18 protein-coding genes are annotated in these 22,822 nt (G+C 69.5%); 8 read left to right on the top strand and 10 right to left on the bottom strand.

Annotated elements, in window-relative coordinates:
• Positions 1-15 precede the first annotated feature (15 nt).
• Positions 16-1,962 (top strand): helix-turn-helix domain-containing protein, encoded by a 1,947-nt coding sequence (locus ABTZ94_RS16810; protein WP_351201773.1) that lies wholly within the window; start codon positions 16-18, stop codon positions 1,960-1,962.
• 420 nt (positions 1,963-2,382) lie between these two features.
• Here ABTZ94_RS16810 and ABTZ94_RS16805 read toward each other — a convergent pair whose 3' ends face one another.
• From ABTZ94_RS16805 to ABTZ94_RS16790, 4 genes are all read right to left on the bottom strand, one after another.
• Positions 2,383-3,534 carry an XdhC family protein gene (locus tag ABTZ94_RS16805; RefSeq protein WP_351201771.1) on the bottom strand — a complete coding sequence of 384 codons (1,152 nt, stop codon included), beginning with the start codon at positions 3,532-3,534 and terminating at the stop codon, positions 2,383-2,385.
• A 255-nt stretch (positions 3,535-3,789) separates the two neighbouring features.
• Positions 3,790-6,174 carry a xanthine dehydrogenase subunit D gene (gene pucD, locus ABTZ94_RS16800; protein ID WP_351201769.1) on the bottom strand — a complete coding sequence of 795 codons (2,385 nt, stop codon included), beginning with the start codon at positions 6,172-6,174 and terminating at the stop codon, positions 3,790-3,792.
• A 2-nt stretch (positions 6,175-6,176) separates the two neighbouring features.
• Complete coding sequence (locus ABTZ94_RS16795) at positions 6,177-6,800, bottom strand: (2Fe-2S)-binding protein (RefSeq protein WP_351201767.1); 624 nt, start codon at positions 6,798-6,800, stop codon at positions 6,177-6,179.
• A gap of 2 nt (positions 6,801-6,802) precedes the next feature.
• A complete protein-coding gene (locus tag ABTZ94_RS16790) occupies positions 6,803-7,693 on the bottom strand; it encodes an FAD binding domain-containing protein (RefSeq protein WP_351201765.1) in 891 nt (296 codons plus the stop codon).
• Positions 7,694-8,123: 430 nt separating this feature from the next.
• Between ABTZ94_RS16790 and ABTZ94_RS16785 the strand changes: the two genes are divergently transcribed.
• Complete coding sequence (locus tag ABTZ94_RS16785; RefSeq protein ID WP_351201763.1) at positions 8,124-9,884, top strand: PucR family transcriptional regulator; 1,761 nt, start codon at positions 8,124-8,126, stop codon at positions 9,882-9,884.
• Between the two features lie 163 nt (positions 9,885-10,047).
• A complete protein-coding gene (locus ABTZ94_RS16780) occupies positions 10,048-10,833 on the top strand; it encodes a hypothetical protein (protein ID WP_351201761.1) in 786 nt (261 codons plus the stop codon).
• Positions 10,834-10,856: 23 nt separating this feature from the next.
• Here ABTZ94_RS16780 and ABTZ94_RS16775 read toward each other — a convergent pair whose 3' ends face one another.
• Positions 10,857-11,618, bottom strand: a complete 762-nt coding sequence (locus ABTZ94_RS16775) for a GntR family transcriptional regulator (RefSeq protein ID WP_351201759.1) — start codon at positions 11,616-11,618, stop codon at positions 10,857-10,859.
• A 145-nt stretch (positions 11,619-11,763) separates the two neighbouring features.
• Here ABTZ94_RS16775 and ABTZ94_RS16770 point away from each other — a divergent pair, with 145 nt between their 5' ends.
• Both ABTZ94_RS16770 and ABTZ94_RS16765 read left to right on the top strand, forming a co-directional pair.
• Positions 11,764-12,612, top strand: coding sequence for a (2Fe-2S)-binding protein (locus ABTZ94_RS16770; RefSeq protein WP_351201757.1), 849 nt, complete (start codon positions 11,764-11,766; stop codon positions 12,610-12,612).
• A gap of 191 nt (positions 12,613-12,803) precedes the next feature.
• Entirely contained in the window at positions 12,804-13,880 is a 1,077-nt protein-coding gene (locus ABTZ94_RS16765; RefSeq protein ID WP_351201755.1) for a DUF2637 domain-containing protein, read from the top strand.
• 42 nt (positions 13,881-13,922) lie between these two features.
• On the opposite strand, the gene ABTZ94_RS16760 is transcribed toward ABTZ94_RS16765, so the two are convergent.
• Positions 13,923-14,285, bottom strand: coding sequence for an ATP-binding protein (locus tag ABTZ94_RS16760; protein ID WP_351201792.1), 363 nt, complete (start codon positions 14,283-14,285; stop codon positions 13,923-13,925).
• 396 nt (positions 14,286-14,681) lie between these two features.
• Between ABTZ94_RS16760 and ABTZ94_RS16755 the strand changes: the two genes are divergently transcribed.
• Positions 14,682-15,089 carry a guanyl-specific ribonuclease gene (locus tag ABTZ94_RS16755; protein WP_351201754.1) on the top strand — a complete coding sequence of 136 codons (408 nt, stop codon included), beginning with the start codon at positions 14,682-14,684 and terminating at the stop codon, positions 15,087-15,089.
• 92 nt (positions 15,090-15,181) lie between these two features.
• Positions 15,182-15,568: a barstar family protein gene (locus ABTZ94_RS16750; RefSeq protein ID WP_351201752.1), complete on the top strand. Its 387-nt coding sequence runs from the start codon at positions 15,182-15,184 to the stop codon at positions 15,566-15,568.
• A 96-nt stretch (positions 15,569-15,664) separates the two neighbouring features.
• On the opposite strand, the gene ABTZ94_RS16745 is transcribed toward ABTZ94_RS16750, so the two are convergent.
• Positions 15,665-18,052, bottom strand: coding sequence for a M9 family metallopeptidase (locus ABTZ94_RS16745; protein WP_502967259.1), 2,388 nt, complete (start codon positions 18,050-18,052; stop codon positions 15,665-15,667).
• A 321-nt stretch (positions 18,053-18,373) separates the two neighbouring features.
• Between ABTZ94_RS16745 and ABTZ94_RS16740 the strand changes: the two genes are divergently transcribed.
• Positions 18,374-19,840, top strand: a complete 1,467-nt coding sequence (locus ABTZ94_RS16740) for an aminopeptidase P family protein (protein WP_351201748.1) — start codon at positions 18,374-18,376, stop codon at positions 19,838-19,840.
• A 94-nt stretch (positions 19,841-19,934) separates the two neighbouring features.
• Here the strand turns inward: ABTZ94_RS16740 and ABTZ94_RS16735 are convergent, their stop codons facing one another.
• From ABTZ94_RS16735 to ABTZ94_RS16725, 3 genes are all read right to left on the bottom strand, one after another.
• Entirely contained in the window at positions 19,935-20,663 is a 729-nt protein-coding gene (locus ABTZ94_RS16735; RefSeq protein ID WP_351201746.1) for a GntR family transcriptional regulator, read from the bottom strand.
• Positions 20,664-20,752: 89 nt separating this feature from the next.
• Complete coding sequence (locus tag ABTZ94_RS16730; protein WP_351201744.1) at positions 20,753-21,697, bottom strand: ornithine cyclodeaminase family protein; 945 nt, start codon at positions 21,695-21,697, stop codon at positions 20,753-20,755.
• On the bottom strand, positions 21,694-22,695 hold the full coding sequence (locus ABTZ94_RS16725; RefSeq protein WP_351201742.1) for a proline racemase family protein: 1,002 nt from the start codon (positions 22,693-22,695) through the stop codon (positions 21,694-21,696). Before ABTZ94_RS16725 ends, ABTZ94_RS16730 begins: the two co-directional genes overlap by 4 nt.
• Positions 22,696-22,822 lie beyond the last annotated feature (127 nt).

Genomic DNA, 22,822 nt, shown 5'->3' with positions numbered 1-22,822 from the left:
GTCGGAGGAGACGTGATGCTCACACTCGCGGCCCTGGCCCGCCAGCCCGAGTACGTCCTGCACCCCCTGCACACCGCTGCCCCCGACGACCGGGTCGTGGACCGGGCCGAACTGGTCACGCCCTCCGACTGCCCCAACCGGCCTTCCGGCACACTCTTCATCTGTTCACCCGACACGATCGATATCGGGCATGCACGCACCTGGCTGCAGCGCCTCGCCGACCAAGGCGCCACCGGCCTGATCCTCGCGGCGGACACCCCGCCCCATCCGCAAAGGCAGCTGATCGAGGCCGCTTGCCACGCGGCGCTCCCATTGCTCGCCTCTGGCGCACCCGTGGCAACCTGGCGCCACACCTTGATCCCCCAGATCACCGAACACCGCCGACAGGTAGCCGACCGGCATGCTGCCCGCCTCACCCATCTCCTGGACCACCTCGACAACGACAGCCCCCCAGCCGACGATCTCCTGGACTGGCTGGCCCGCGAGCTGGACGCGGAGGTGAGCCTTCAGGGCGACACCCGCATCCCCGTCCCCTCCATCAGACGCCGACTGCCCACGGCGGACAGCGCCTTTACCTCCACCTATCCTCTGGGGGACAGCGGCTGCTTCATCACCGCCCGCCGCCACCACGCCTTCAGCACACCTGACCGGGATCTGCTGGCCCGATCCGCCACTGTCCTCGCGATCCGCCGGCACGCGTCCATACCCGCGGGTGACACGGCGCTCGCCGAGACCCTGCACGCCGTACGCCTGGCCGCATTCCAGGCCCTGATGGTCGGTCACATCGAACCCGCCCAGCGCATCCTGGGGCCCCTCTCGCCCCACCTGCTCGACACGGACGACGTCCAGATCGCCATCATGGACTGTGCCGGCACCTCCCGCGACGAGACATTCGCCCGAGTCGAGGCGCTCCTGTCCGACACCGGCCTCGCCGTACGGTGCCCCGCCTTCGACGGGCACATCGTCGTCGTCGCCCCCCACCCCGACCCTGACCTCCCAGAAGCACCGGCCGTCACCGCCCTGCGCCCGCTCGTCGCCGACCGCAGCCACCGACTGAGTCTGGGCATCAGCCCCACCCTGCCCGTCGAGGACACCGCCACCGGCTTCGGCCTGGCCTACGACGCCATCGCCACCGCCCGGATCAGTCCCACCCGCGCCGCGGTCGCCCCCCGCACCCCCGGCCTGCTGGACGCCCTCGACCCGGCCGCCGCACAGCAGTGGGCCACCGCCTTGCTCCAGCCGGTCCTCAACCAGCGCGGCGCCGACCGGCAACTGGCCACCGTCACCCTCGGCCTCGAATTCGACGTCTCGGCCGCCTCTCGGATGCTTGGCATCCACCGCAACACCCTCAGCCGACGCATACGCGCCATGCTCCAGGCCACAGGCCTCGCCTCCGACCGCGCCACCGATCGCATCACCCTCTCCCTCGCCCTGCAGATCCACACCCTGCACGGCCCGGCCGCCGACCCGGCCCCCCGCTCCACGCCCACCCTCGCCCACCTGCTGGCGCAGCCACCGGTCACCGACTGGGCCACTGCCGCGCTCGCCCCACTCGGCCAGGAATGCACCGACCGGCGCACCACCAGCGGCGACGCCCTCGCGCAGACCCTCCGCAGCTGGGCCGACGAGGACTTCCGGGTCGACGCCGCCGCCCAACGCCTAGGCCTCTACCCAGCCACCGTCCGTGGGCACATTCGCGCCGCCGAGGCGCTCCTGGGATGGATGCTCCTGTCCACCCTCCCCGCCGGTCCGCCGCCCGACGACGAAGAAGCCCCCGGCAAACAGTCCGGGCTGCGAAGCCTCGCCGCTGCGATCCAGGCCGCCCCCGGAACGCCCCAGCCCGTCCTGCCCGACCCCACCCGTACAGGGAGAGTCCACCATCTTGAAGTTGCCGGCCGGAGTCCTGGCGTGACGGTGCTTCGGGGTGCTCGGGTCGGCCGTGGACGGCAGTCTGCACAGTAGATCGCCTGTCAGCGGTTGCCTTCGATCTTCGTCAGGACGAGCAGGGCGCGCGCAGGAAAGGACCGTAACGTCCGTTTCTGGGCGGAGGTACAAGCCGGGTGTGTCGTGACAGCGGCTCCACCAGTGGAGTTGGTGAGCCGCTTCCCGTTGGCGGAGTGAGGCGGCACCGAGAAGATCCACTTAGCCAATAGACCATGGCCTCCTCGATCGGGGGGAGATGGTGCATGTGCAGAGCTCGGAGCGCGCTGTGGAGTCGCTCGACCTTCCTGTCGATGAGCGGAGTCGGCGGCGGTAAGACTGTCAAACGCGAATCCACGCTCGAAGCCCACCACACCAAGAGAGCGGCGGCAGGTTAAATGCCAAGCTCAGGTCAGGTCAGGTCAGGTCAGGTCAGGTCAGGTCAGGTCAGGTCAGGTCAGGTCAGGTCACCCAAGAGATACGCCCGGCCGTCGGTTGCCCGCCTTCGTGATGGATCGGGGTGTGCGCGCCGGTGAGCGGAACACCGCTGCCGCCGCGCCGGTCGGCGACGATTTCGGCGGCGATCGACAGCGCGGTCTCCTCAGGGGTACGGGCGCCGAGGTCGAGACCGATCGGCGAGTGCAGCCTGGCCAGTTCCAGCTCCGTGACGCCGACTTCGCGCAGCCGGTCATTGCGCTCCAGATGGGTGCGGCGCGAGCCCATCGCTCCGACGTACGCCACGGGCAGCCTCAACGCCAGTTCCAGCAGCGGGACATCGAACTTGATGTCGTGGGTGAGGACGCACAGGGCGGTGCGCGCGTCGACATCGGTCGTCGCGAGATAGCGGTGCGGCCAGTCGATGACCAGTTCGTCGGCCTCCGGGAAGCGGGCCTTCGTGGTGAAGACGGGGCGGGCGTCGCACAATGTGACGTGGTACCCGAGGAACTTACCCGCCCGGACCAGTGCCGAGGCGAAGTCGATGGCCCCGAAGACGATCAACCGGGGCGGTGGGACGCTCGATTCGACGAGCAGGGTGAGCGGTTGCCCGCAGCGCGAGCCCTCGGCGCCGATGGCGACGGAGCCGGTGCGGCCCGCGTCCAGCATCGCGCGGGCGTCGGCCGCAGCGGTGCGGTCCAGCTCCGGATGTCCGCCGAGCCCACCCTCGTACGAGCCGTCGGGGTGGACGAGCAGGGGGTGGCCGAGGAGTTCCGCGGGCCCGTCGGTGATCCTTGCGACCGCCGCCGCCTCCCCTCGTGCGGCGGCGGCGAGTGCGGCGGCGAACACCGCCCGTGCGGGGTCGTCCACACGGACCGGTGTCACCAGGATGTCGATGACGCCGCCGCAGGTCAGTCCGACCTCGAAGGCGTCCTCGTCGCTGTAGCCGAACTGTTCGCGCACTGCGATGCCGTCGTCCAGCGCCTGTCCGCACAGGTCGTACACCGCGCCCTCCACACACCCGCCGGAGACCGATCCGATCGCCGTGCCTTCGCGGTCGACGGCGAGGGCTGCTCCCGGCTTCCGGGGTGCACTGCCGCCGACCGCCGCGACGGTGGCCACGGCGAAGTCGCGTCCCTGCTCGACCCACCGGTTGAGCTCTTCGGCGATGTCCAGCATGGCGTTTCTCCTTCTACGGGTGTGCGGAGGGGCGGAGAGGCGGAAGAGACTTGTGCTGCCAGTTCCACTTGGCGTCGATCCAGCTCTCGATCGGGCTGAGCACGAAGTACTGCGTGGTACTGCTCTTTCGTTACATGGTGGAATCAATGGCCGTGAGCGGTACGGCACTTGGGTTCTCCGGGCGGTGCGGGCGGCGAAAGTGTGACGTGCCCGGGAGGCGCGCCCCGCCCGGAGGGTTCAGGAGGGAGTCGTGACTCAGGTGCCGGTGATGTGCTCGGGGCGTACCGGCGTCCTGTTGAGCTCCAGGCCCGTCGCGTTCCGGATCGCCGCGAGAACGGCCGGGGTCGACGACAGGGTGGGAGCCTCGCCGACGCCACGGAGCCCGTACGGGGCCTGGGCGTCGGCGAGTTCGAGCACATCGACCGGGATCGTCGGGGTGTCGAGGATGGTGGGGATCAGATAGTCCGTGAAGGACGGGTTGCGCACCTTCGCGGTCTTCGGGTCGACGATGATCTCCTCCATGACGGCGACGCCCAGGCCCTGGGTGGTACCGCCCTGGATCTGCCCTTCGACGGACAGCGGGTTGAGTGCCTTGCCGACGTCCTGGGCGCAGGCCAGTTCGATGACCTTGACCAGGCCGAGTTCGGTGTCGACCTCGACGACCGCGCGGTGGGCGGCGAAGGAGTACTGGACGTGGCCGTTGCCCTGTCCGGTACGGAGGTCGAACGCCTCGGTGGGCCGGTGGCGCCACTCCAGCTCGATGTCGACCGCCTCGTCCTCCAGCACGTCGACCAGATCGGCCAGCACTTCGCCGCCGTCGGTGACGACCTTGCCGCCCTCCAGGAGCAGTTCGGCGGTGGCCCAGGCAGGGTGGTACGTACCGAACTTGCGGCGGCCCATCTCCAGGACCTTCTCGCGGACGGCCTTGCAGGAGTGTTTCACGGCTCCGCCGGTGACATACGTCTGCCGGGAGGCGGAGGTGGAGCCGGCCGAGCCGACCTGGGTGTCGGCCGGGTGGATGGTGACCTGGGCGACGCCGAGTTCGGTACGGGCGATCTGGGCGTGGACGGTGACGCCCCCCTGCCCGACCTCGGCCATCGCGGTGTGTACGGTCGCGACAGGTTCGCCGCCGATGACCTCCATGCGCACCCGGGCGGTGGAGTAGTCGTCGAAGCCCTCGGAGAAGCCGACGTTCTTGAGGCCGACCGCGTAGCCGATGCCACGTACGACACCTTCGCCGTGGGTGGTGTTGGACAGTCCGCCGGGCAGGGCCCGTACGTCGGCCTGCTCGCCGGCGACCTCCCACTGGCGCTCGGGCGGCAGCGGCCGCGCCTTGACCCGGCGCAGCAGCTCGGCCACCGGGGCGGGCGAGTCGACGACCTGGCCGGTCGGCAGGATGGTGCCCTGCTCCATGGCGTTGAGCTGCCTGAACTCGACCGGGTCCATGGAGAGTTCGGCAGCGAGCTTGTCCATCTGGGCCTCGTAGGCGAAGCATGCCTGGACCGCGCCGAAGCCGCGCATGGCGCCGCACGGCGGGTTGTTGGTGTAGAGCGCGATGGCCTCGATGTCGACGTCGTCGATGACGTACGGGCCGACGCTGAGCGAGGAGGCGTTGCCGACGACGGCCGGGGAAGCGGAGGCATAGGCTCCGCCGTCCAGTACGATGCGACATTTCATATGGGTCAGCTTGCCGTCACGAGTGGCGCCGTGCTCGTACCAGAGCTTGGCGGGGTGGCGGTGGACGTGCCCGAAGAACGACTCGAACCGGTTGTAGACGATCTTGACCGGCTTGCCGGTGCGCAGGGCGAGCAGGCAGGCGTGGATCTGCATCGACAGGTCCTCGCGGCCACCGAAGGCGCCGCCGACTCCGGAGAGCGTCATGCGGACCTTGTCCTCGGGCAGGCCGAGTACGGGGGCGATCTGGCGCAGGTCGGAGTGGAGCCACTGGGTGGCGACGTACAGGTCGACGCCGCCGTCCTCGGCGGGCACGGCCAGACCGGACTCGGGGCCGAGGAAGGCCTGGTCCTGCATGCCGAAGACGTACTCACCGCTCACGATGACATCGGCGCGGGCCGCCGCCGCGTCCGCGTCGCCGCGGACGATGGGCTGGCGGTGGACAATGTTGGGATGCGGTACGTGCCCCGCGTGGTGGTCGTTGCGGCCCTCGTGGATGAGAGGGGCGTCGGGTGCGGTGGCGGAGGCCTCGTCGGTGACGACAGGCAGCTCGCGGTAGTCGATCCTGATCTTCGCGGCGGCGCGGCGGGCCGTCTCCGGGTGATCGGCGGCGACGAGCGCCACGGGTTCGCCGTGGTGACGGACCTTGCCGTGGGCGAGGACCGGGGTGTCCTGGATCTCGAGCCCGTAGTTCTTCACCGAGGTCGGCAGGTCGTCGTAGGTGAGTACGGCGTAGACGCCGGACGTGGCGAGCGCTTCCGAGGTGTCGATGGAGACGATCTCGGCGTGCGCGAACGTGGAGCGCAGCGTGTGGCCCCAGAGCATGTCCTCGTGCCACATGTCGGAGGAGTACGCGAACTCGCCGGTGACCTTCAGGATGCCGTCGGGGCGCAGCGTGGACTCGCCGATGCCGCCCTTGGTGCGGGTGCCCTGGTTGATGCTGGTGGGGTTGCCGGTAACGCCCATCGTCAGACCGTTTCTTCCGTGCGGACGGCCGCGAGGCGGACCGCGTCGAGGATCTTCTCGTAGCCGGTACAGCGACAGAGGTTGCCGGAGAGCGCCTCACGGATGTCCGCGTCGGACGGCTCCGGGTTGCGTTCCAGCAGTTCGTCCGCGGCGACCAGCAGCCCGGGGGTACAGAAGCCGCACTGGACGGCTCCGGCGTCGATGAACGCCTGCTGGATCGGGGAGAGTTCACCTGTGTCCCGGGTCTCCTCGCCGGCCGGCTCGGACTCCCACTGCCGGGCCTCGTCGAGTGCGGTGCCACAGGCGCCAAAGGAGCAGCCGCCACTAAGCTCCGCGTGTGGGAGGTGCCCCCTGCCGGCGTGTGCCTGGGAGCGGTGGGCGGCGAAGTCGGCGAGGCCTTCTACGGTGACGACCTCGCGGCCCTCCACCTGGCCTGCGGCAACCAGACAGGAGCAGACCGGGACACCGTCCAGACGGACCGTGCAGGAACCGCACTCGCCCTGCTCGCAGGCGTTCTTCGAGCCGGGCAGGCCCATTCGCTCACGCAGCACATAGAGGAGGGACTCGCCCTCCCAGACGTCGTCCGCCTCGTACCTGCGGCCGTTGACCGTGAAATTGACGCGCATGATCAGACAGCTCCTTCGGTGCTGCGGCCGTTGCCGCGGTACGACTCCCAGGTCCAGCCGAGAGTGCGGCGCGCCATGATCCCGACTGCGTGCCTGCGATAGCTCGCGGTGCCGCGCACATCGTCGATCGGGTTGCAGGCACCGGCGGCGAGGTCGGCGAACTGCTTGGCGATGGACGGGGTGATGATCGTGCGGCTGTCCCAGAATCCGCCCTCTTCGAGCGCGGCGTTCAGGAATTCCTCGGCCTCCTTCGCCCGTACGGGCGTGGGGGCGGCCGAGCCGATGCCGGTGCGGACCGTACGGGTCTCGGGGTGCAGGGCCAGGCCGAAGGCGCAGACCGCGATGACCATCGCATTGCGGGTGCCGACCTTGGAGTACTGCTGCGGCCCGTCGGCCTTCTTGATGTGCACGGCCCTGATCAGCTCGTCCGGGGCGAGGGCGTTGCGCTTGACGCCGGTGAAGAAGGCGTCGATCGGGATCATCCTGGTCCCGCGTACGGATTCGGCCTCGACCTCGGCGCCCGCCGCGAGCAGCGCCGGGTGGGCGTCTCCGGCGGGCGACGCGGTGCCCAGGTTGCCGCCGACGCCGCCACGGTTGCGGATCTGCGGCGAGGCGACGGTGTGCGAGGCGAGCGCCAGTCCGGGCAGTTCGGCGCGCAGATGCTCCATGATGTGGCTGTACGGAACGGAGGCACCGAGCCGTACGTTCTCCTGGCCCACCTGCCATTCGGACAGCTCTCCGATGCGGTTCAGGTCCAGGAGGTACTCGGGCCGCCGGTGGTCGAAGTTGATCTCGACCATCACATCGGTGCCACCCGCAATGGGCACGGCCGTCGGGTGCTCGGCCTTGGCGGCGAGCGCCTCCTCCCAGCTGGCGGGGCGAAGGAAGTCCATGAGTGGCTCTCTTCTTCTCAAATCGGTCGTTCGGTGGGGCCAGGGCCTGTGGTCAATCCGTCGTCGCCGCAGGACGTCCGCGCGGCGTCCGGTGCGTGCGCTCGCCAGGCGCCGGAGAGTCCTTGTAGCGGAGCTACCCGGGCTTTTCGGCAACGCTGCGCGTGTGCGTGTCAGGCGTCGGCGCGACAGACGGCAGATTGAGGACAGGCCCTGGGGACGGCCGGCCCTCGACTGGTCACTCATATGTTGTTAACGCGATGTGCGGCCAAGTACACAAGCCGTGCTCCACCCGGTGCAGTCACCGAAACCATGAAGGAGTTGGCTGGTCGATCTCCTCGTCTTGTAGATTCGAACGAATGGCGGGGGTCAGCGACCTCACCGCAATACCCAGTTTTCACCCGCACCAACGAAAGAGATCGGCGGCGACGAGATGCGGCTGCGCGCACTGCTGGAGACCGACGCGCTGGGCCTGCGGCTGCTCGGCGGCGGGGACGAGCTGGACCGGTCCGTCCGCGGCGTGATGACCACCGACCTGCGGGATCCCAGCCGCTACCTGTCCGGCGGCGAGCTGGTCCTGACGGGCCTGGCCTGGCGCCGGGACGCGACGGACTCGGAGCCGTTCGTACGAATCCTGGCGGGCGCCGGGGTCGCCGGGCTCGCGGCGGGCGAGGCGGAGCTCGGCGACATCCCCGGCGATCTGGTGGAGGCGTGTGCGCGACACCGGCTGCCGCTCTTCGCCGTCCATGAGACCGTCGCGTTCGCAACGATCACCGAGCATGTGGTGCGCCAGGTGTCCGGCGAGCGTGCGGGCGATCTGGCCGCCGTCGTGGACCGGCACCGCAGGCTCATGACCTCGGGCCCGGCGGGCGGTGGGCCCGAAGTGGTCCTCGATCTGCTCGGCTCCGACCTCGACCTGCACGCCTGGGTGCTCTCGCCCACCGGCCGACAGATCGCGGGCGCCCGTGACGCACCGCTGGCCGGACCGGTCGGCGCAGCGCTCGCCGGCCACCATCTGGCCGCCACCCGCACCGGCCGCCGGGCCCCGCACCGGGCCACGGTCGGCGGCATCACGTATTCACTCTTCCCGATCCGCAACGCCGGGCGGGGCGCGGTCCCGGCCTCCCGCGATGTGCGCGAGTCGGTGCTCTCCGACTGGCTGCTCGCGGTCGAGGCGGACGCGAGCGACTGGCCGCCCGCCCGGCTGGATCTGCTCCAGGGCGTCACCCAGCTGATCGCGGTCGAACGGGACCGGCGCGACGCGGCCCGTACGGTACGCCGCAGGCTCGCCCAGGAAGTCCTTGAACTGGTCCAGACTGACGCCCCGCCGGCCGAGATCGCCGCCAGGCTGCGGGTCGCCGCCCCGGTGCTGCTCCCGGGTCTCGGGTCCGCGCCGCACTGGCAGGTCGTGGTGGCCCGGGTCGAGTGGGGCGGCGCGGAGGGCTCCGCCGCCACGGGCGCCCCGACCGGCAGCTCCGGCTCCGCCGTCGCGGGCGGCCCGGTCGCCCAGGCACTGCTGGAGGAGATCCTGGTCGACCCTGCGGTCGCCGGCCCCGACTCCGCGGACCGGATCGCGGTCGCCCACTCGGGCGACGAGGCCGTCGCCCTCGTACCGCTGCCCGCCGTCACAACGCCCGCGCCGGCCCACGACGCCGGTCCGGATGCGACACCCGCCGAGTCGACCGCCGACAAGGGCCCCGCACTGCACGCCGATGTGCTGCTCGCCGTCGTCCGCGAACCGCTCTCCGCCGGCCTCGCCGACGACGGCCGGCTGACACTGGGTGTCAGCGCGGCCGTGCATTCCCCCGAAGGTCTGCGCGGCGCCCTGGAGGAGGCCCGGCACGCCCGCCGGGTGGCGGCGGCCCGCCCCGGCCGGGTCTGCGCGGCCGGGCACCACGAGCTGGCCTCGCACGTACTGCTGCTGCCGTTCGTCCCCGATGACGTGCGCCGTGCGTTCACCGCACGGCTGCTCGACCCGCTGCGCGACTACGACCGGCGCCATCGCGCGGAGCTGATCCCGACGCTGGAGGCGTTCCTGGACTGCGACGGCTCCTGGACCCGCTGCGCGTCCCGTCTGCATCTGCATGTCAACACGTTGCGCTACCGGGTCGGGCGAATCGAGCAGTTGACGGGGCGTGACCTTTCGCGCCTGGAGGACAAGCTCGATTTCTTCCTCGCCCTGCGTATGAGCTGAGTTCCGGGCCCTGCCACGGCTCCTGGCGGGTCCGGTCGTTTGTGAAATCTTTCACCTGACATTGCCCCGACCCCTTGGCCCGGTGTGCCATTCCGTGCTGAGATGCGGCCAGACTCAACAGCTCAATGGCGCGCTCGGGGAGGGCAATGTGGCGCATACCGCCATGTCTGGTTCCGGAACGACAGCAGATGACGATCCGCCGCTCCAGACAGCGGTATGGCGGCTGCGGTCACGCGCCTGCTGGACGGACGCCGCCGCACTGCTCGAACACGACGCCGTCACCGATCCGGCGGCGGCTCTCCAGCGGACCGCGCTGCTGACCGAGCGGTGCCTGTACACCGGGCAGGGCTGGACCGACGCCGAGGACGCCCTGCGCGCCGCCGAGGCTATGGCCCACGACGACGCCGAGCGCGGAGCGGCAGCCTGTGAGCGTGGCCATCTGGCGTACGCGTCGACGCTGCTGGGGGTACGGGACCGGGCCGACGAGGCCAGCGTCGCCCTGAGCCGGGCCGCCGCCCTGCTCGCCCCGTCCGCGCCGGGCCGACCGCTGCTGGACTTCCGCCGTGGCCTGATCGCACAGAACATTGCCGACTCGCCCCAGGCCGCGCGTGCCGCGTACCGCAGGGCCCACGCCGGTGCCACCGCCCAGGGCGACGCACTGCTGCTCTCTTCGACCTGGCGCCATCTCGCCCTGCTCGCCCTGCGCGAGGGAGAGCTGGCGGAGGCACGGCACGGTTTCGCCGAGTCCCTGCGGATAAGGGAGGAGCTGGGCTATCTGATCGGTACGGCTCCGGCCCTCATCGCCCTCGCCGACTCCGAGCCGGAGCCCGAGACGGCGACCCGGCTGCGCGCCGAGGCGGGCCGGCTCTTCCGGCTGCTCGGGGGCGTACCGACATGGCTGGCTCCGCACCTGGACCCGCCGCCCCCGGAAACGGCCGAGACGAACTGAGCCCCGCAGGGCCGGTACAGCCGTCAGCTCTCGGCGCCGGTGAAGTGTTCCCGTACAAGCGACTGCACGACGGCCAGGTCCTGGGCGATGAGCGCGTCGAGCAGGGCGGTGTGCTCGGCGGCGTCGGCGAGCAGGTCGGCGCGGCGGGTAGCGGGGTCGCTCCCCAGGGGCCACTGGGAGCGGCGGTGCAGATCGTCGGCGACCATCACCAACTGCTCGTTGCCGCAGAGCGCGAGGACCGCGCCGTGGAAGGCCCGGTCGGACTCGGCGTAGCTCGCCCCGTCGCCCACGACGGCCGCCGCAACCGTGGCCTCGGCCAGCGGGCGCAGGGCGCGCCAGCGGGCCGGGGGGACGGTGCGGGCCAGCCGCAAGATGACGGGGACCTCGATCAGGGCCCGCACCTCGGCCAGCTCGGCCACCTCGCGCGGGCCCCGCTGGGACACCCGGAAACCACGGTTCGGTACGACCTCGACGGCGCCCTCGATGGCCAACTGCTGCATCGCCTCGCGCACCGGCGTCGCGGAGACCCCGAATCGGGCGCCGAGAGCCGGGGCGGAGTAGACCTGCCCCGGAACGAGCTGACCGTCCACCAGGGCGGCGCGCAGGGCGTCGAGGACCTGGCCGCGTACGGAGTGCCGCTGCACCGCCGGCCGCGGGGCGGGCGGCTCGCTGTGGGTGTGCTCGCCACGTACCTGCTCGGGCACGCGTGCGGACGCCGGGGTGGTCGCGGACGCGACGGACGCGTACGACGGCGGCGCCTGCTCACGCGCCCTGCTCTGCTCCACTCGGACCTCCTCGGCCTGCGGTGGGCGCGGCTCGCGTGCGCCATGCCCCTGTGCACGATAGGCGGCGCAGGCCGCAGTTCAAACATCGATCCGTTCGGGTAAGGTAAGGCTTACCTGCAAACGATCGCGATTCGGTGGTCCCTGCATGACCCTCCCCACTCTGCTTCCCAGTACCACCGCGTCCGTCGTGAAGGGCGCGTACGCACGTCTGGCCGAGGTGTTCCCCGGGCTGCGCGCAGAGGTGCTGACCGACGCCGAGGCCGCCCCCTGCGGTGCCGGCTGGGTGGGTGCGGACGAGCTCGCGGCGGGTGGCGCCGCGCTCGACGCCTTCCTCGCCTGGGACCACGCGCAGGTGCTGCGGGACTACGGGCAGCAGCCCCGGCCCGATGTGGTCGCCAGCTTCGGTCTGCACCGGTACGCCTGGCCCGCCTGTCTGCTGGTGACGGTGCCGTGGTTCCTGCATCGGCGGGTACCCCGGATCCCCGTCGGGGATGTGGCGTTCCAGCGGGCACTGGGGCACCTGACCGTCCGCGTAAGGGAATTCGCCTGCCTTCCGGACGATCCGGCGGCCGGACTGCCGGGCGCCCGAGTGGTCCCGGACGAGGCGGCGCTGCGGGCCGAGGTGCTCGCCGCCGTGGCCGACCACATCGGTCCGGTGCTGGATGGCTTCGAACCACGGATGCGGCGCGGCAGGCGGGCATTGTGGGGCATGGCGACGGACGAGGTCGTCGAGGGCCTCTGGTACATCGCCCATCTGCTCGGCGAGGAGCGGCGGGCGATGACCGAGCTGGAGGCGCTCCTGCCGGGCACCACGAAGCCGTACGTCGGCTCGGCCGGCTTCCGTGAACTGACCGGGCCGAACGGCGAGTCGCTGCCCACCCGCGACCGGGCGAGCTGCTGCCTCTTCTACACGCTGCGCCCCGAGGACACCTGCGCCACCTGCCCGCGCACCTGTGACGCCGACCGGGTACAGAAACTGACGGCCACTCACTGATCCACACCGCTCGTACGAGTAGTACTATTCGAACGCAGATCACTGGCCGCGTACGGATATTCGATCAGATCCCGGCTACCCGTATGCCCTGCCAACCCAATGGCGTTCTCTTGCCCCGAAACCCCCTGAGCGTGACGGGGTTTCGGCAATTATGGCGCCCGAAATGCCCTACGCGATGCAAGGGACCGCGCATGAGACTGACCGACATATCGCTGAATTGGCTGCTTCCGGGCGCCGTGCTGCTCGTGGGGGTCCTGGCAGCGGTGGCGGTGGTCGCACGCGGCAAGCGCGCCGCTGACAAGGCCGCGACCGAAGACAGCTGGGAGCGCAGCGAGGAGCGTCGCAGACGCAAGGAGACGCTGTATGCCAGCGCCTCGTACGTCCTGTTGTTCTGCTGTGCGGCGGTCGCCGCCGCGCTCTCCTTCCATGGGCTCGTCGGCTTCGGCGAGCAGAACCTCGGCCTCTCCGGGGGCTGGGAGTATCTCGTTCCGTTCGGCCTCGACGGGGCCGCGATGTTCTGTTCCGTACTCGCGGTGCGCGAGGCCAGCCACGGTGACGCGGCGCTCGGATCACGGCTGCTCGTATGGACGTTCGCCGGTGCGGCCGCCTGGTTCAACTGGGTGCACGCGCCGCGCGGAATCGACCACGCGGGCGCCCCGCACTTCTTCGCGGGGATGTCGCTCTCGGCAGCCGTGCTCTTCGACCGGGCGCTGAAGCAGACCCGCCGAGCCGCACTGCGCGAGCAGGGCCTGGTGCCCCGTCCGCTGCCGCAGATCCGAATCGTACGGTGGCTGCGCGCCCCCCGGGAGACCTTCGGCGCCTGGTCGCTGATGCTGCTGGAGGGCGTACGCACCCTGGACGAAGCGGTCGAAGACGTCCGTGAGGACCGGCGGGAGAAGGAGCAGAACCGTCTTCGCAGGAAGGACCAGGAGAAGCTCGACCGGGCCCGTATCAAGGCGCTGAACCGGCAGAACCGGGCCTGGCGCCGGGTCGGCCGGGGTGGCACCCAGGTGGACGTCCAGGCCATCGCCCCCGCAACGGGCTCCGCGCAGTCCGTTGTGGAACCCGCCATATCCGAGCCGGGACAACTGCCCTTGCGCCCCCGGCCATCCCTGCAGGCCGTGACCGGTCCGAGCTCCAGCGCCTCGGACCGGAACTCCAATGATCCGGTCACCGTCGACCTCACCGCCGAGGACGACACCCAGGCACTGCCCCGGCTCGATTCGCTGGAGCGGAAACTGAAGGATCTGGAGCAGCAGTTCGGCTGATCCGCCGCAAAAAGCCCTGACGGCCCGGTCCCTTCCGGGCTCTCAGGGCTTTTCGCCGTCCAGCTCGAACCAGACGACTTTGCCCAGCGCGTGTGCGCTGACTCCCCAGGCGTCCGCGAGGCTCTGCACCAGGATCAGCCCTCGGCCATGCGTACCGTCGTCGGCGTTCGGTACGTACGACAGGGGCATTCCGGATACGAAGTCCCGGACCTCCACCCGTAGTTTCGCGGGTGCCACGCTCACCGTGACGACCGCGCCGTGCCTCGTATGGATCAGCGCATTGGTCACCAGCTCGCTGAGCAGGAGCTCCGCCACCTCGGCCGGCTCGGACCGCCACCGGTATCGCAGGAACTCCCGCAACGCACAACGCACTTCGCTCAGGCCCGCCAGATCTGTGTGGGCCAGTCTGCGATGCAGCCGGACCGGCTGCTGTCCGTGCGGCCCCGGCTCGTGCGCCGCCCCGTCCGCCATCGAATCGGCATCTCCCTGACACTCCATCGTTTCCCCCGCCCGCACAGTGAATCGCCCCCTTCTCGACTTCCGGTTGCCTTGTCGTCTCGTCTTCTCGTCGTGTCTCGCCGTCTGGTCGAACGCCTTCGCTGAACACCTTCACGGGGATGCATGCCCCACAGGCGGGCCGCCACGCTTGTCGACTCATCAATAAGTGAACAGAGAACGGGCGGCACGACCCGGGGCGGCGGACACATCGATGTCACGTTCCTGTCCCTCTGGTCAACTCTCAAAAAATTCACACCGGTTGGCGTTGACGGGACCATGTCTACGCGCGTCATCATGGTGGCTATGCGAATCCCCCCACGGATCACCTCGCTCGGTGGCGCTGCCACCCTCCTGTCCGTCCTCTTCGTCGGCGGCCCGGTCACCACGACCGCCATAGCCGCCACCACCTCGGTCGGCACCACCTCGGTCGGCAGCATCTGCTACTCGGCACTGCCCTCCCAGGCGCACGACACCCTCGATCTGATCGACGCGGGCGGCCCGTTCCCCTATTCGCAGGACGGCGCCGTGTTCCAGAACCGTGAAGGCGTCCTGCCCGGTCAGAGCACCGGCTACTACCACGAGTACACGGTCATCACCCCCGGCTCCCCGACCCGGGGCGCGCGTCGGATTGTCACTGGTGAAGAGGTACAGGAGGACTACTACACCAGCGACCACTACGCCACGTTCGACCTGATCGACCAGGGCTGCTGAAGCCCGACCCTCCGAGCCGATCCGCGCCGTAGCCCCCCACCTGCGGCGCGGATCACAATCGGTGGAGGCAGCCGGACTTGTACCCTCCACCCATGACCGTGACCTATGTGATCGAGGGCTCCCGGGTCACCGGCCTGGAGCAGTTCTGGAAAGTGATCGGCGAGGCCGTGAACGGACCCGGCGGATACTTCGGCCGCAACTTCGACGCCCTCACGGACTGCCTCGGCGGCGGGATGGGCACCCCGGACGACGACGACTTCGTCATCGAGTGGCGGGATCACGCGCTCTCCGCACGGGCCCTGGGCCACGAGGAGACGGCCCGTCAGCTGCGACGGAGCCTGGAGCGGGCGCATCCCACCAACCGGCCCCCGATGCAGGAGCGGCTCGACGAGGCCCTGGCCGGACGGGGGCCGACGCTCTTCGACCTGATTGTGGAGACCCTGGACGGCGCGACGCCCGGCACGCTGCGGCTGTCGTGAGCCGCGGGCCGGGTCCGGTTGACGCGCCCCGGGACGATATCGGCCGGCCGAGCGGGTACATCACTCGGCCGGCCGAAACCATGGGGGTCGTGGGGATCAGAACTCGGTGGTGACCTTGGCGCCGTCGAACTTCTCGTTGCCGTAGAGGCTGATGAAGTGGTAGCCCGGCGCCGGGTTATTGACAGTCAGGGTGTGCTCGTTGCCCGCCCCGACGGACTTGTCGGTGTTGACCTGGGTGGTCGCCCAGTCCTTCGAGCTGTAATAGAGGTCGGCGTCACCCGTGCCGCCGGACGCGGTGATCTTCAGCTGGGTGGTGCCGGCCGGGATGACTACGGCCAGGTAGGCGTAGTCGCCCTTGACGGCCTTCAGCTCGCTGCGCATGCAGTTCCGGCCCAGCAGCCTGGTGTCGGCGTCCTTGCACTCAGTGATCTCACCGGGCGGGTTGGTGGACCCGCTGCCGCAGGCACCGGCCGCGCAAGCGGTCAGCCAGGTGTTCCAGTCGGTGTCGTAACGGCTGCCGATGGTCGACGTGAGCAGGGTGCGGGCGCCGTCCCAGTCACCCTTGCGGTAGAGACCGAGCAGGGTGTCGACGTCCGAGCGGTGGGATTCGAGCATGTAACGGACGGCCAGGTAGCCCCAGTTGTACACGCGGGTCTGGTCGGCGTTGTCGTAGGTGGTGTCGAACAGGGTGCGCAGGGTGTAGGTGTGGTTCGCGGCCTGGGCGATGGCGGCCTCGTAGGCGAGCTTGCGGTACGAGTAGGAGACGAACTCCGCGAAGCCCTCGACCCACCAGACGGTCGGCGTGGTCATTCCGGCCTCGAAGTCGCCGTGCATGTTGTAGCGGCCGTCGAGGTAGTGCGTGTACTCGTGGTTGAGGTTCCAGATCTGGAAGTCGGGACGGGCCCACTCGGCCTCGTAGGCGATGAACCGGGGCTGGTTGCCCTCGACCTTGGGGTCGCCCTCCAGGTACATGCCGCCGTTGTTGGTGTCGATGCCGAAGATCACTCCGGCGTAGGTCTGGTAGTCGGTGCTGGAGTCGAAGGCTACGACCTCGATGGTCTTGTTGTTGTCATCGGCGACCGGGCCGTTGTCCCGGGCCACCTCGTGGAAGTAGGCGTCCTGGTTGCGCAGGCTGGTGCAGCTGGCCTCGAGTTCCTCCGCGGCCATGTCCTGCGCCCGGATGGTGATGCTGTCGCTACAGGTGTGCTTCACCGGCAGGACGGCCTTCTCGAGACGCTTCGCGAGGTCACAGGCGCCGTAGTACGAGCAGTTGTCCTTGTCGTAGGCGTCGACCATCATGGCCACCCTGGCCCAGAGCGGGGCGGTGGGGCCGTCGATGGAGCTCTTGCTCATCAGGTCGGCCGCGAGGGGGCTCGCCTTGGCGCGCAGCGAGTCCTCCTTGAGGAAGCGGCCGAGCTCGAGTCCCGCGTTGGAGGCCAGGAACGACTGCTTGGTGCCCAGCAGGTCGAGGTGGTTCGCGGCGAAGTCGTGCAGGGAGTTCAGCACGCTGGAATCGGCCTCGATGGCGCTGACGAACTCGGGCACCTGGTGACCGCGGAACATGATCGTGTACACGCTGTTCACGGCGTTGAGCATGTACCAGGAGCTGTTGTACGACTCGTCGTAGTCGGCCAGCATCCGCTTGACGATGTTCAGGTAGCGGGCGTTCTCCTCGGCGCTGTCGACCAGGATGATCGCCTCGGACAGGCTCTCGCCGTTGGCGTCGGTGACGTCGAAGGCATGCGAGGAGCCGAAGAAGCCGTCGAGCGCACCCTGGATGGCCGTGCGCAGGCGCGGCCCGTACTCTCCGACGGTGTCGGGGTCGTAGTACTGCACGTAGTAGCCGGCCCGGAGGAAGAGGATCAGCTGAGGCATGCCGGTGGTGCCGTCACCGGGGTAGGAGGCCGACGCACCGCGCATGGCGTCGGCGATGGTGACCATCTGGTCCTCGCGGAAGGCGTGGTAGCCGTCCTGGCCCTGGAGACGGAACAGCCTGTTGACGCAGTCGGTGGTCGCCGCCTTGACCTTCTCGACCAGGGCGCCTCCGGTGTTGTTGGTGAAGTCGGTGACGTTGCACTCGGCCGCGGCCTTGCCGGACTTCTTGGCGCGGGCCTGCTTCTCGGCCTTCATCGAAGGTGCCAGGTGGCTCGGAAGCGCGGCGGCCGGGTCGTCGTAGTCCCGCTTGAGCGCGTCCTTGGACGCGGACAGCGGCGGTTGGTCGGCGGCGTTGAGCGACTTGCGTTCGACGTGAGCGGCATCGTCGGCGGGTGCTGTCAGCGCCTCGGCGGTGGGGCCGCCGGGGTCCTCGGACCGGGGTTCCGCCCGTTTCTGAGCGGCGTCCGAGGAGTGGGGGGTCACGGCCGATGCGACGGGGCGTTGCTCGACGGCCTGGCTCGGTGCCGTGAACAGGCCCACGCCCAGGCATGCCGCCAGAACCGCAGTGGACAATCCGGTTATTCTCTGTCGAACCCTCAGGTTCTTCACGTGCCGCCTCCCAGCGGAGTGGTGACCGCGCAACATCGCGCGGCTGTGGGGGAATGCGCGGGAGTGGAGCCGGACCGGGTGCGACCGACTCCTGTTGTGGCATGGACACGTCCCATTTCCCGCTGCGCGCTGTACAATGGCACATGTCACATGTCTTTCGGAAGACCTTTCACTTACATTCATCTCCGCGACAACTCACGTCCGCGGCAACGGACTTCATGCGAGACCGGCCTACGCACCGACCGCCGTCATCGGATTCCTGACCGCCGAACCACTGCCCGGAAGAGCCCGAAAACCTCGACAGACCTGAGGAGCAATGCCGTGTCCCGTTCCCTCTCCACACCCCGCACCAGCAGCCATGACCTGCCGGTGTCGCCCGCATTGGACGCCTTCATGAACACGGCGTGGGCGGACACCCCACTGCCGGCGGACATCCGCGTTCCCTCGTACGACGTCACCCCCTCCCGTCGCGCCCGGCTCGCCGCCCGCTTTCCGGGCGAGCGCCTGATCATCCCGGCGGGCGCGCTCGCGGTCCGCTCCAACGACACCGACCACCGCTTTCGCCCGCACACCGGCTACGCCTGGCTCACCGGCCTCACCGGCGAACACCAGGCCGGCCATGTCCTCGTCCTGGAACCCGACGGCGAAGAGCGGCACGAAGCGGTGCTGTATCTGCGCCCCCGGTCACCGCGCACCGGCCGCGAGTTCTACCGTGACCGCCGATACGGGGAGTTCTGGGTCGGACGCAGGCCCGACCTGGCGGAGGCCACCCGGATGACCGGCATCCGCTGCGCGCACCTGGACGCCTTGGAGAAGCTGCTGACCGGACCGCAGCCCCCGGTACGGGTGCTGGGCGGTGTGGACCCGTCCGTCGACGAACTCCTGAGTACCTGCGGTGTCTTTCCGCCCGGACGGTCGGCTCCGGCCGGACTGGCCACAGTGCTAAGCGAGCTCCGGCTCATCAAGGACCCCTGGGAGACAGGTCAGTTGCAGCATGCCGTCGATGCGACGGTGGCTGGGTTCGAGGATGTGGTGCGAAGCCTTCCGCAGGCGCTGCGGCACCCACGCGGCGAGCGTTGGATCGAGGGTGTCTTCGATCTGCGGGCCCGGCTGGAGGGCAACGGTCCTGGCTACTCCACGATCGCCGCAGCGGGGGCACACGCCTGTGTCCTGCACTGGATCCGCAATGACGGTCCGCTGGACAGCGACCAGTTGCTGCTCCTGGACGCCGGGGTGGAGACCGATTCGCTCTACACGGCCGACATCACCCGCACCCTTCCACTGTCCGGCCGTTTCTCCCCCGTACAGCGCAGCGTCTACGAGCTGGTGCTGGCCGCGCAGGAAGCGGGCATCGCGGCCCTGCGTCCCGGGGCGCGATTCCGTGACTTCCATATGGCGGCCATGCGGATCATCGCCGAAGGGCTGCACGAGTGGGGTGTGTTGAGGATGTCCGCCGATGAGGCACTCGACGCCGACAACGGCTTCTACCGCCGGTACACGCTCTGCAGCAGCGGCCACATGCTCGGCATGGACGTTCACGACTGCGCCCAGGCACGCGCCGAGACCTATCTGGACGGGCGCCTGGAAGAGGGCCAGGTACTGACCGTGGAACCGGGGCTCTATCTCCAGCCCGATGACGAGACACTGCCCCCGTCACTGCGCGGGATCGGGGTGCGGATCGAGGACGACCTCGTCATCACGGCCGACGGTGCTCGCCTCATGTCGTCCGCGCTGCCACGCACCGCCCACAAAATCGAGGAGTGGATGGCCGCTCTGCTGGACTGTTGAGCCGTACGGCTCACTTCAACGGCCGCCCCCGCGCACCCGGGCGGCCGGCGGAGGATGGAGCGTCCCCCTCGAACACCGAGACGGTACCGGAGGTTCAGGCCTCTGCGACCGGCAGCGACACCCTTCTGATCCGCATGCCTCCGGTGCCCGTGTCGTCGCCCTCCTCCTCGGCCCAGAGCGACCGGACATGTGACATGTGGGCCAGCATGCAGGTCTCGGCGCGCTGTGCGTCACCGGCGATCATGAGGTCGAGCAGTTGGACATGTTCCTCGGCCGATACGGTCAGCTGTCCTGTTGCGGCAAGCCGGTTCAGCCCGAAGAGGCGCGATCGTTTGCGCAGGTTGCCGACTTCCTCCACCAGCCTGCGGTTGCCGGCCAGTCCGAGCAGTTCGAGATGGAAGCGTCGGTCCGCCTCCAGATAGCCGATGATGTCGTGTTCGGCGGCGGCCGCGACGATCGCCAGGGCGAGCGGTCGCAGCGCCTTCAGCTCCCGGGTCTTGCCCATCCGGGCGATGCGGCCGACGGTGGGTACCTCGATCATGGCGCGGAGTTCGGTGAAGTCGTCGAGGTCCTGTTCGGTCAACTCGGTGACCCGGAAGCCCTTGTTGCGGACCGCTTCGACGAGGCCCTCACGCGCCAGGTCGAGCATGGCCTCCCGGACCGGGGTCGCTGACACTCCGAACTCGGCGGCGAGCGTGGGGGCGGAGTAGATCGTGCCCGGACGAAGGTCCCCGGCGATCAGGGCCGCTCTGAGGGCGTTCGCCACTCTGTCGCGCAAGTGCTCTTGCGCCGAGATGGCGTTGAGCGTCGTCAGGCGGGCCATATTTGTTCCTCCAGCGCCGTACGGACCCTCAGAATACAATGTCACGTTTCTGCTCCGGCCCGTTGTTTCCTGGCCTGTGGACAACTCGGTCAGGGTGCCGACTTCCGGTGCACCGCCGCGGCGACCGCGAGGTCTTCCCAGCCCATTCCGACGCTCTTGAAGAATCGGGGACGCTCGAGGGCAGCCGGCTTCTCGTCGAGGATCCGACCGGTCACCAGGTCGGCGAGGTTGCCTGCGATGTCCTCGGCACTGAAGGCTCCTTCCGCCATCGGGATCAGCAGATCGCCCGCCTCCGAAAGCGCTGCCGTCCTCGATTCGACGATGACGGCGGAGCGGGACACCAGCGCGGTGTCGACCTCCCGGGCATCGGGGGTGTGCGAGCCGACGGCGACGACCGTTGCCCCGTCCGGTACGAGGGTGCCGTCGAACAGCGGGGTTGTGGACGTGGTGCAGCAGAGCACCAGATCGGCCGTGGCAACCTCCTCGGCCTCATGGGAGTCACCCGCACGGGCGTCCACGCCGAGTTGGCGGGCGTGCTCGACCAGGGCGGCGACCCTGTGCGTGGTACGGCCGAGCACGGTAACCCGTTCGACGCGCCGTTCCGCGAGCACCGCGGCAAGGTGTCCGTAAGCCTGGGGACCGGTTCCGAAGAGCACCAGATGACGCAGGAGAGGCTCGGTGAGGTGACGGATCGCGAGTGCGGACACGGCCGGTGTGCGCAGCGTGGTGAGCGCGGCTCCGTCGAGCAGGGCGATAGGCAACAGGGTGGGGCCGTCAAGCAGCAGATAGCTTCCGGTGATCCGGGGCAGGTCGTGTGCCGGGTTGCCGGGGGCGACGCCGGCGATCTTCACTCCGGTCAGCCGTTGGGTGGTGGCGGGCATGATCAGCAGTTCCCCGCCGGGCACCGTGACATGGTGCCGGGCCGGGGATGTCTCCGGATCGAGTCCCCCGCTCAGCGCCGACTCCAGGGCGTCCACGGCTCCGGCCGGCCCCAGGGCCTTGATGTCGTCGGCGCCGAGCAGGGGAAGATTCACAGCAGGAATCCTTCGGGGAAGGGGTCGGACGGGTTCAGGAAGAATTGTGCCGTGCCGGTGATCCAGGCGCGGCCGGTGACAGTCGGGACGACGGCGGGCAGCCCGCCCACGGTGGTCGTCCCGATGAGACGCCCGGTGAACGAGGTTCCGATGAAGGACTCATTCACGAAGTCGGTTCCCAGGGCCAGTTCACCGCGTGCGTACAGTTGAGCCATGCGTGCCGAGGTGCCGGTTCCGCAGGGCGACCGGTCGAACCAGCCGGGGTGGATCGCCATCGCGTGCCGGGAGTGGCGGGCGTCGGAACCGGGTGCGATGAACTGCACGTGCTTGAGGCTGTGAATGTCCGGGGCCTCCGGATGAACAGGCCTGTCTGCCGCGTTGACCGCATCCATCAGGGCGAGTCCTGCCGCCAGGATGTCGTCCTTGCGTGCCCGGTCGAAGGGCAGCCCGAGGTCGGACAGATGCACCATCGCGTAGAAGTTGCCGCCGTAGGCGAGGTCGTAGCGCACCGGTCCGTAGCCGGGTACGTCCACCGTCCTGTCGAGTGCGACGCTGAACGCGGGAACGTTCGTCAGGGTGACAGCGGTGGCCGCGCCCTCGCGCACCTGTACGTCGACGCTTACAAGTCCGGCCGGGGTGTCCAGTCGTACGGTGGTGACGGGTTCGGTGACCTCGACCATGCCGGTCTCCACCAGCACGGTCGCGACCCCGATGGTGCCGTGCCCGCACATCGGCAGAAACCCGGAGACCTCTATATAGAGGACGCCGAAATCCGCGTCGGGCCGGGTGGGCGGCTGGAGGATCGCGCCGCTCATGGCGGCATGGCCGCGCGGTTCGTACATGAGCAGGGTGCGCACGGCGTCCCGATGCTCCAGGAAGTAACTGCGCCGTTCGGCCATCGTGGCACCGGGAATGGTGCCGATGCCGCCGGTGATGACGCGGGTGGGCATGCCTTCGGTGTGTGAGTCGACTGCATGGAATATGTGACGTGTCTGCAAGGCTCCCCCTGGTTCGTCACGAAGAAGGTGAAGAACGCGAAGAACGGGCTGGGTCGGGTACTGACCGTACGTACGACGGCGGAGCGGCGCTCAGAGCCTGTCGGGCGACCTCTGATCAGAGGTCGCC

It is taken from the genome of Streptomyces sp. NPDC002785 (genome assembly GCF_040295565.1).
In the GTDB taxonomy this organism is placed as follows: domain Bacteria; phylum Actinomycetota; class Actinomycetes; order Streptomycetales; family Streptomycetaceae; genus Streptomyces.
This window is presented reverse-complemented; position numbering and strand designations above follow the sequence as displayed.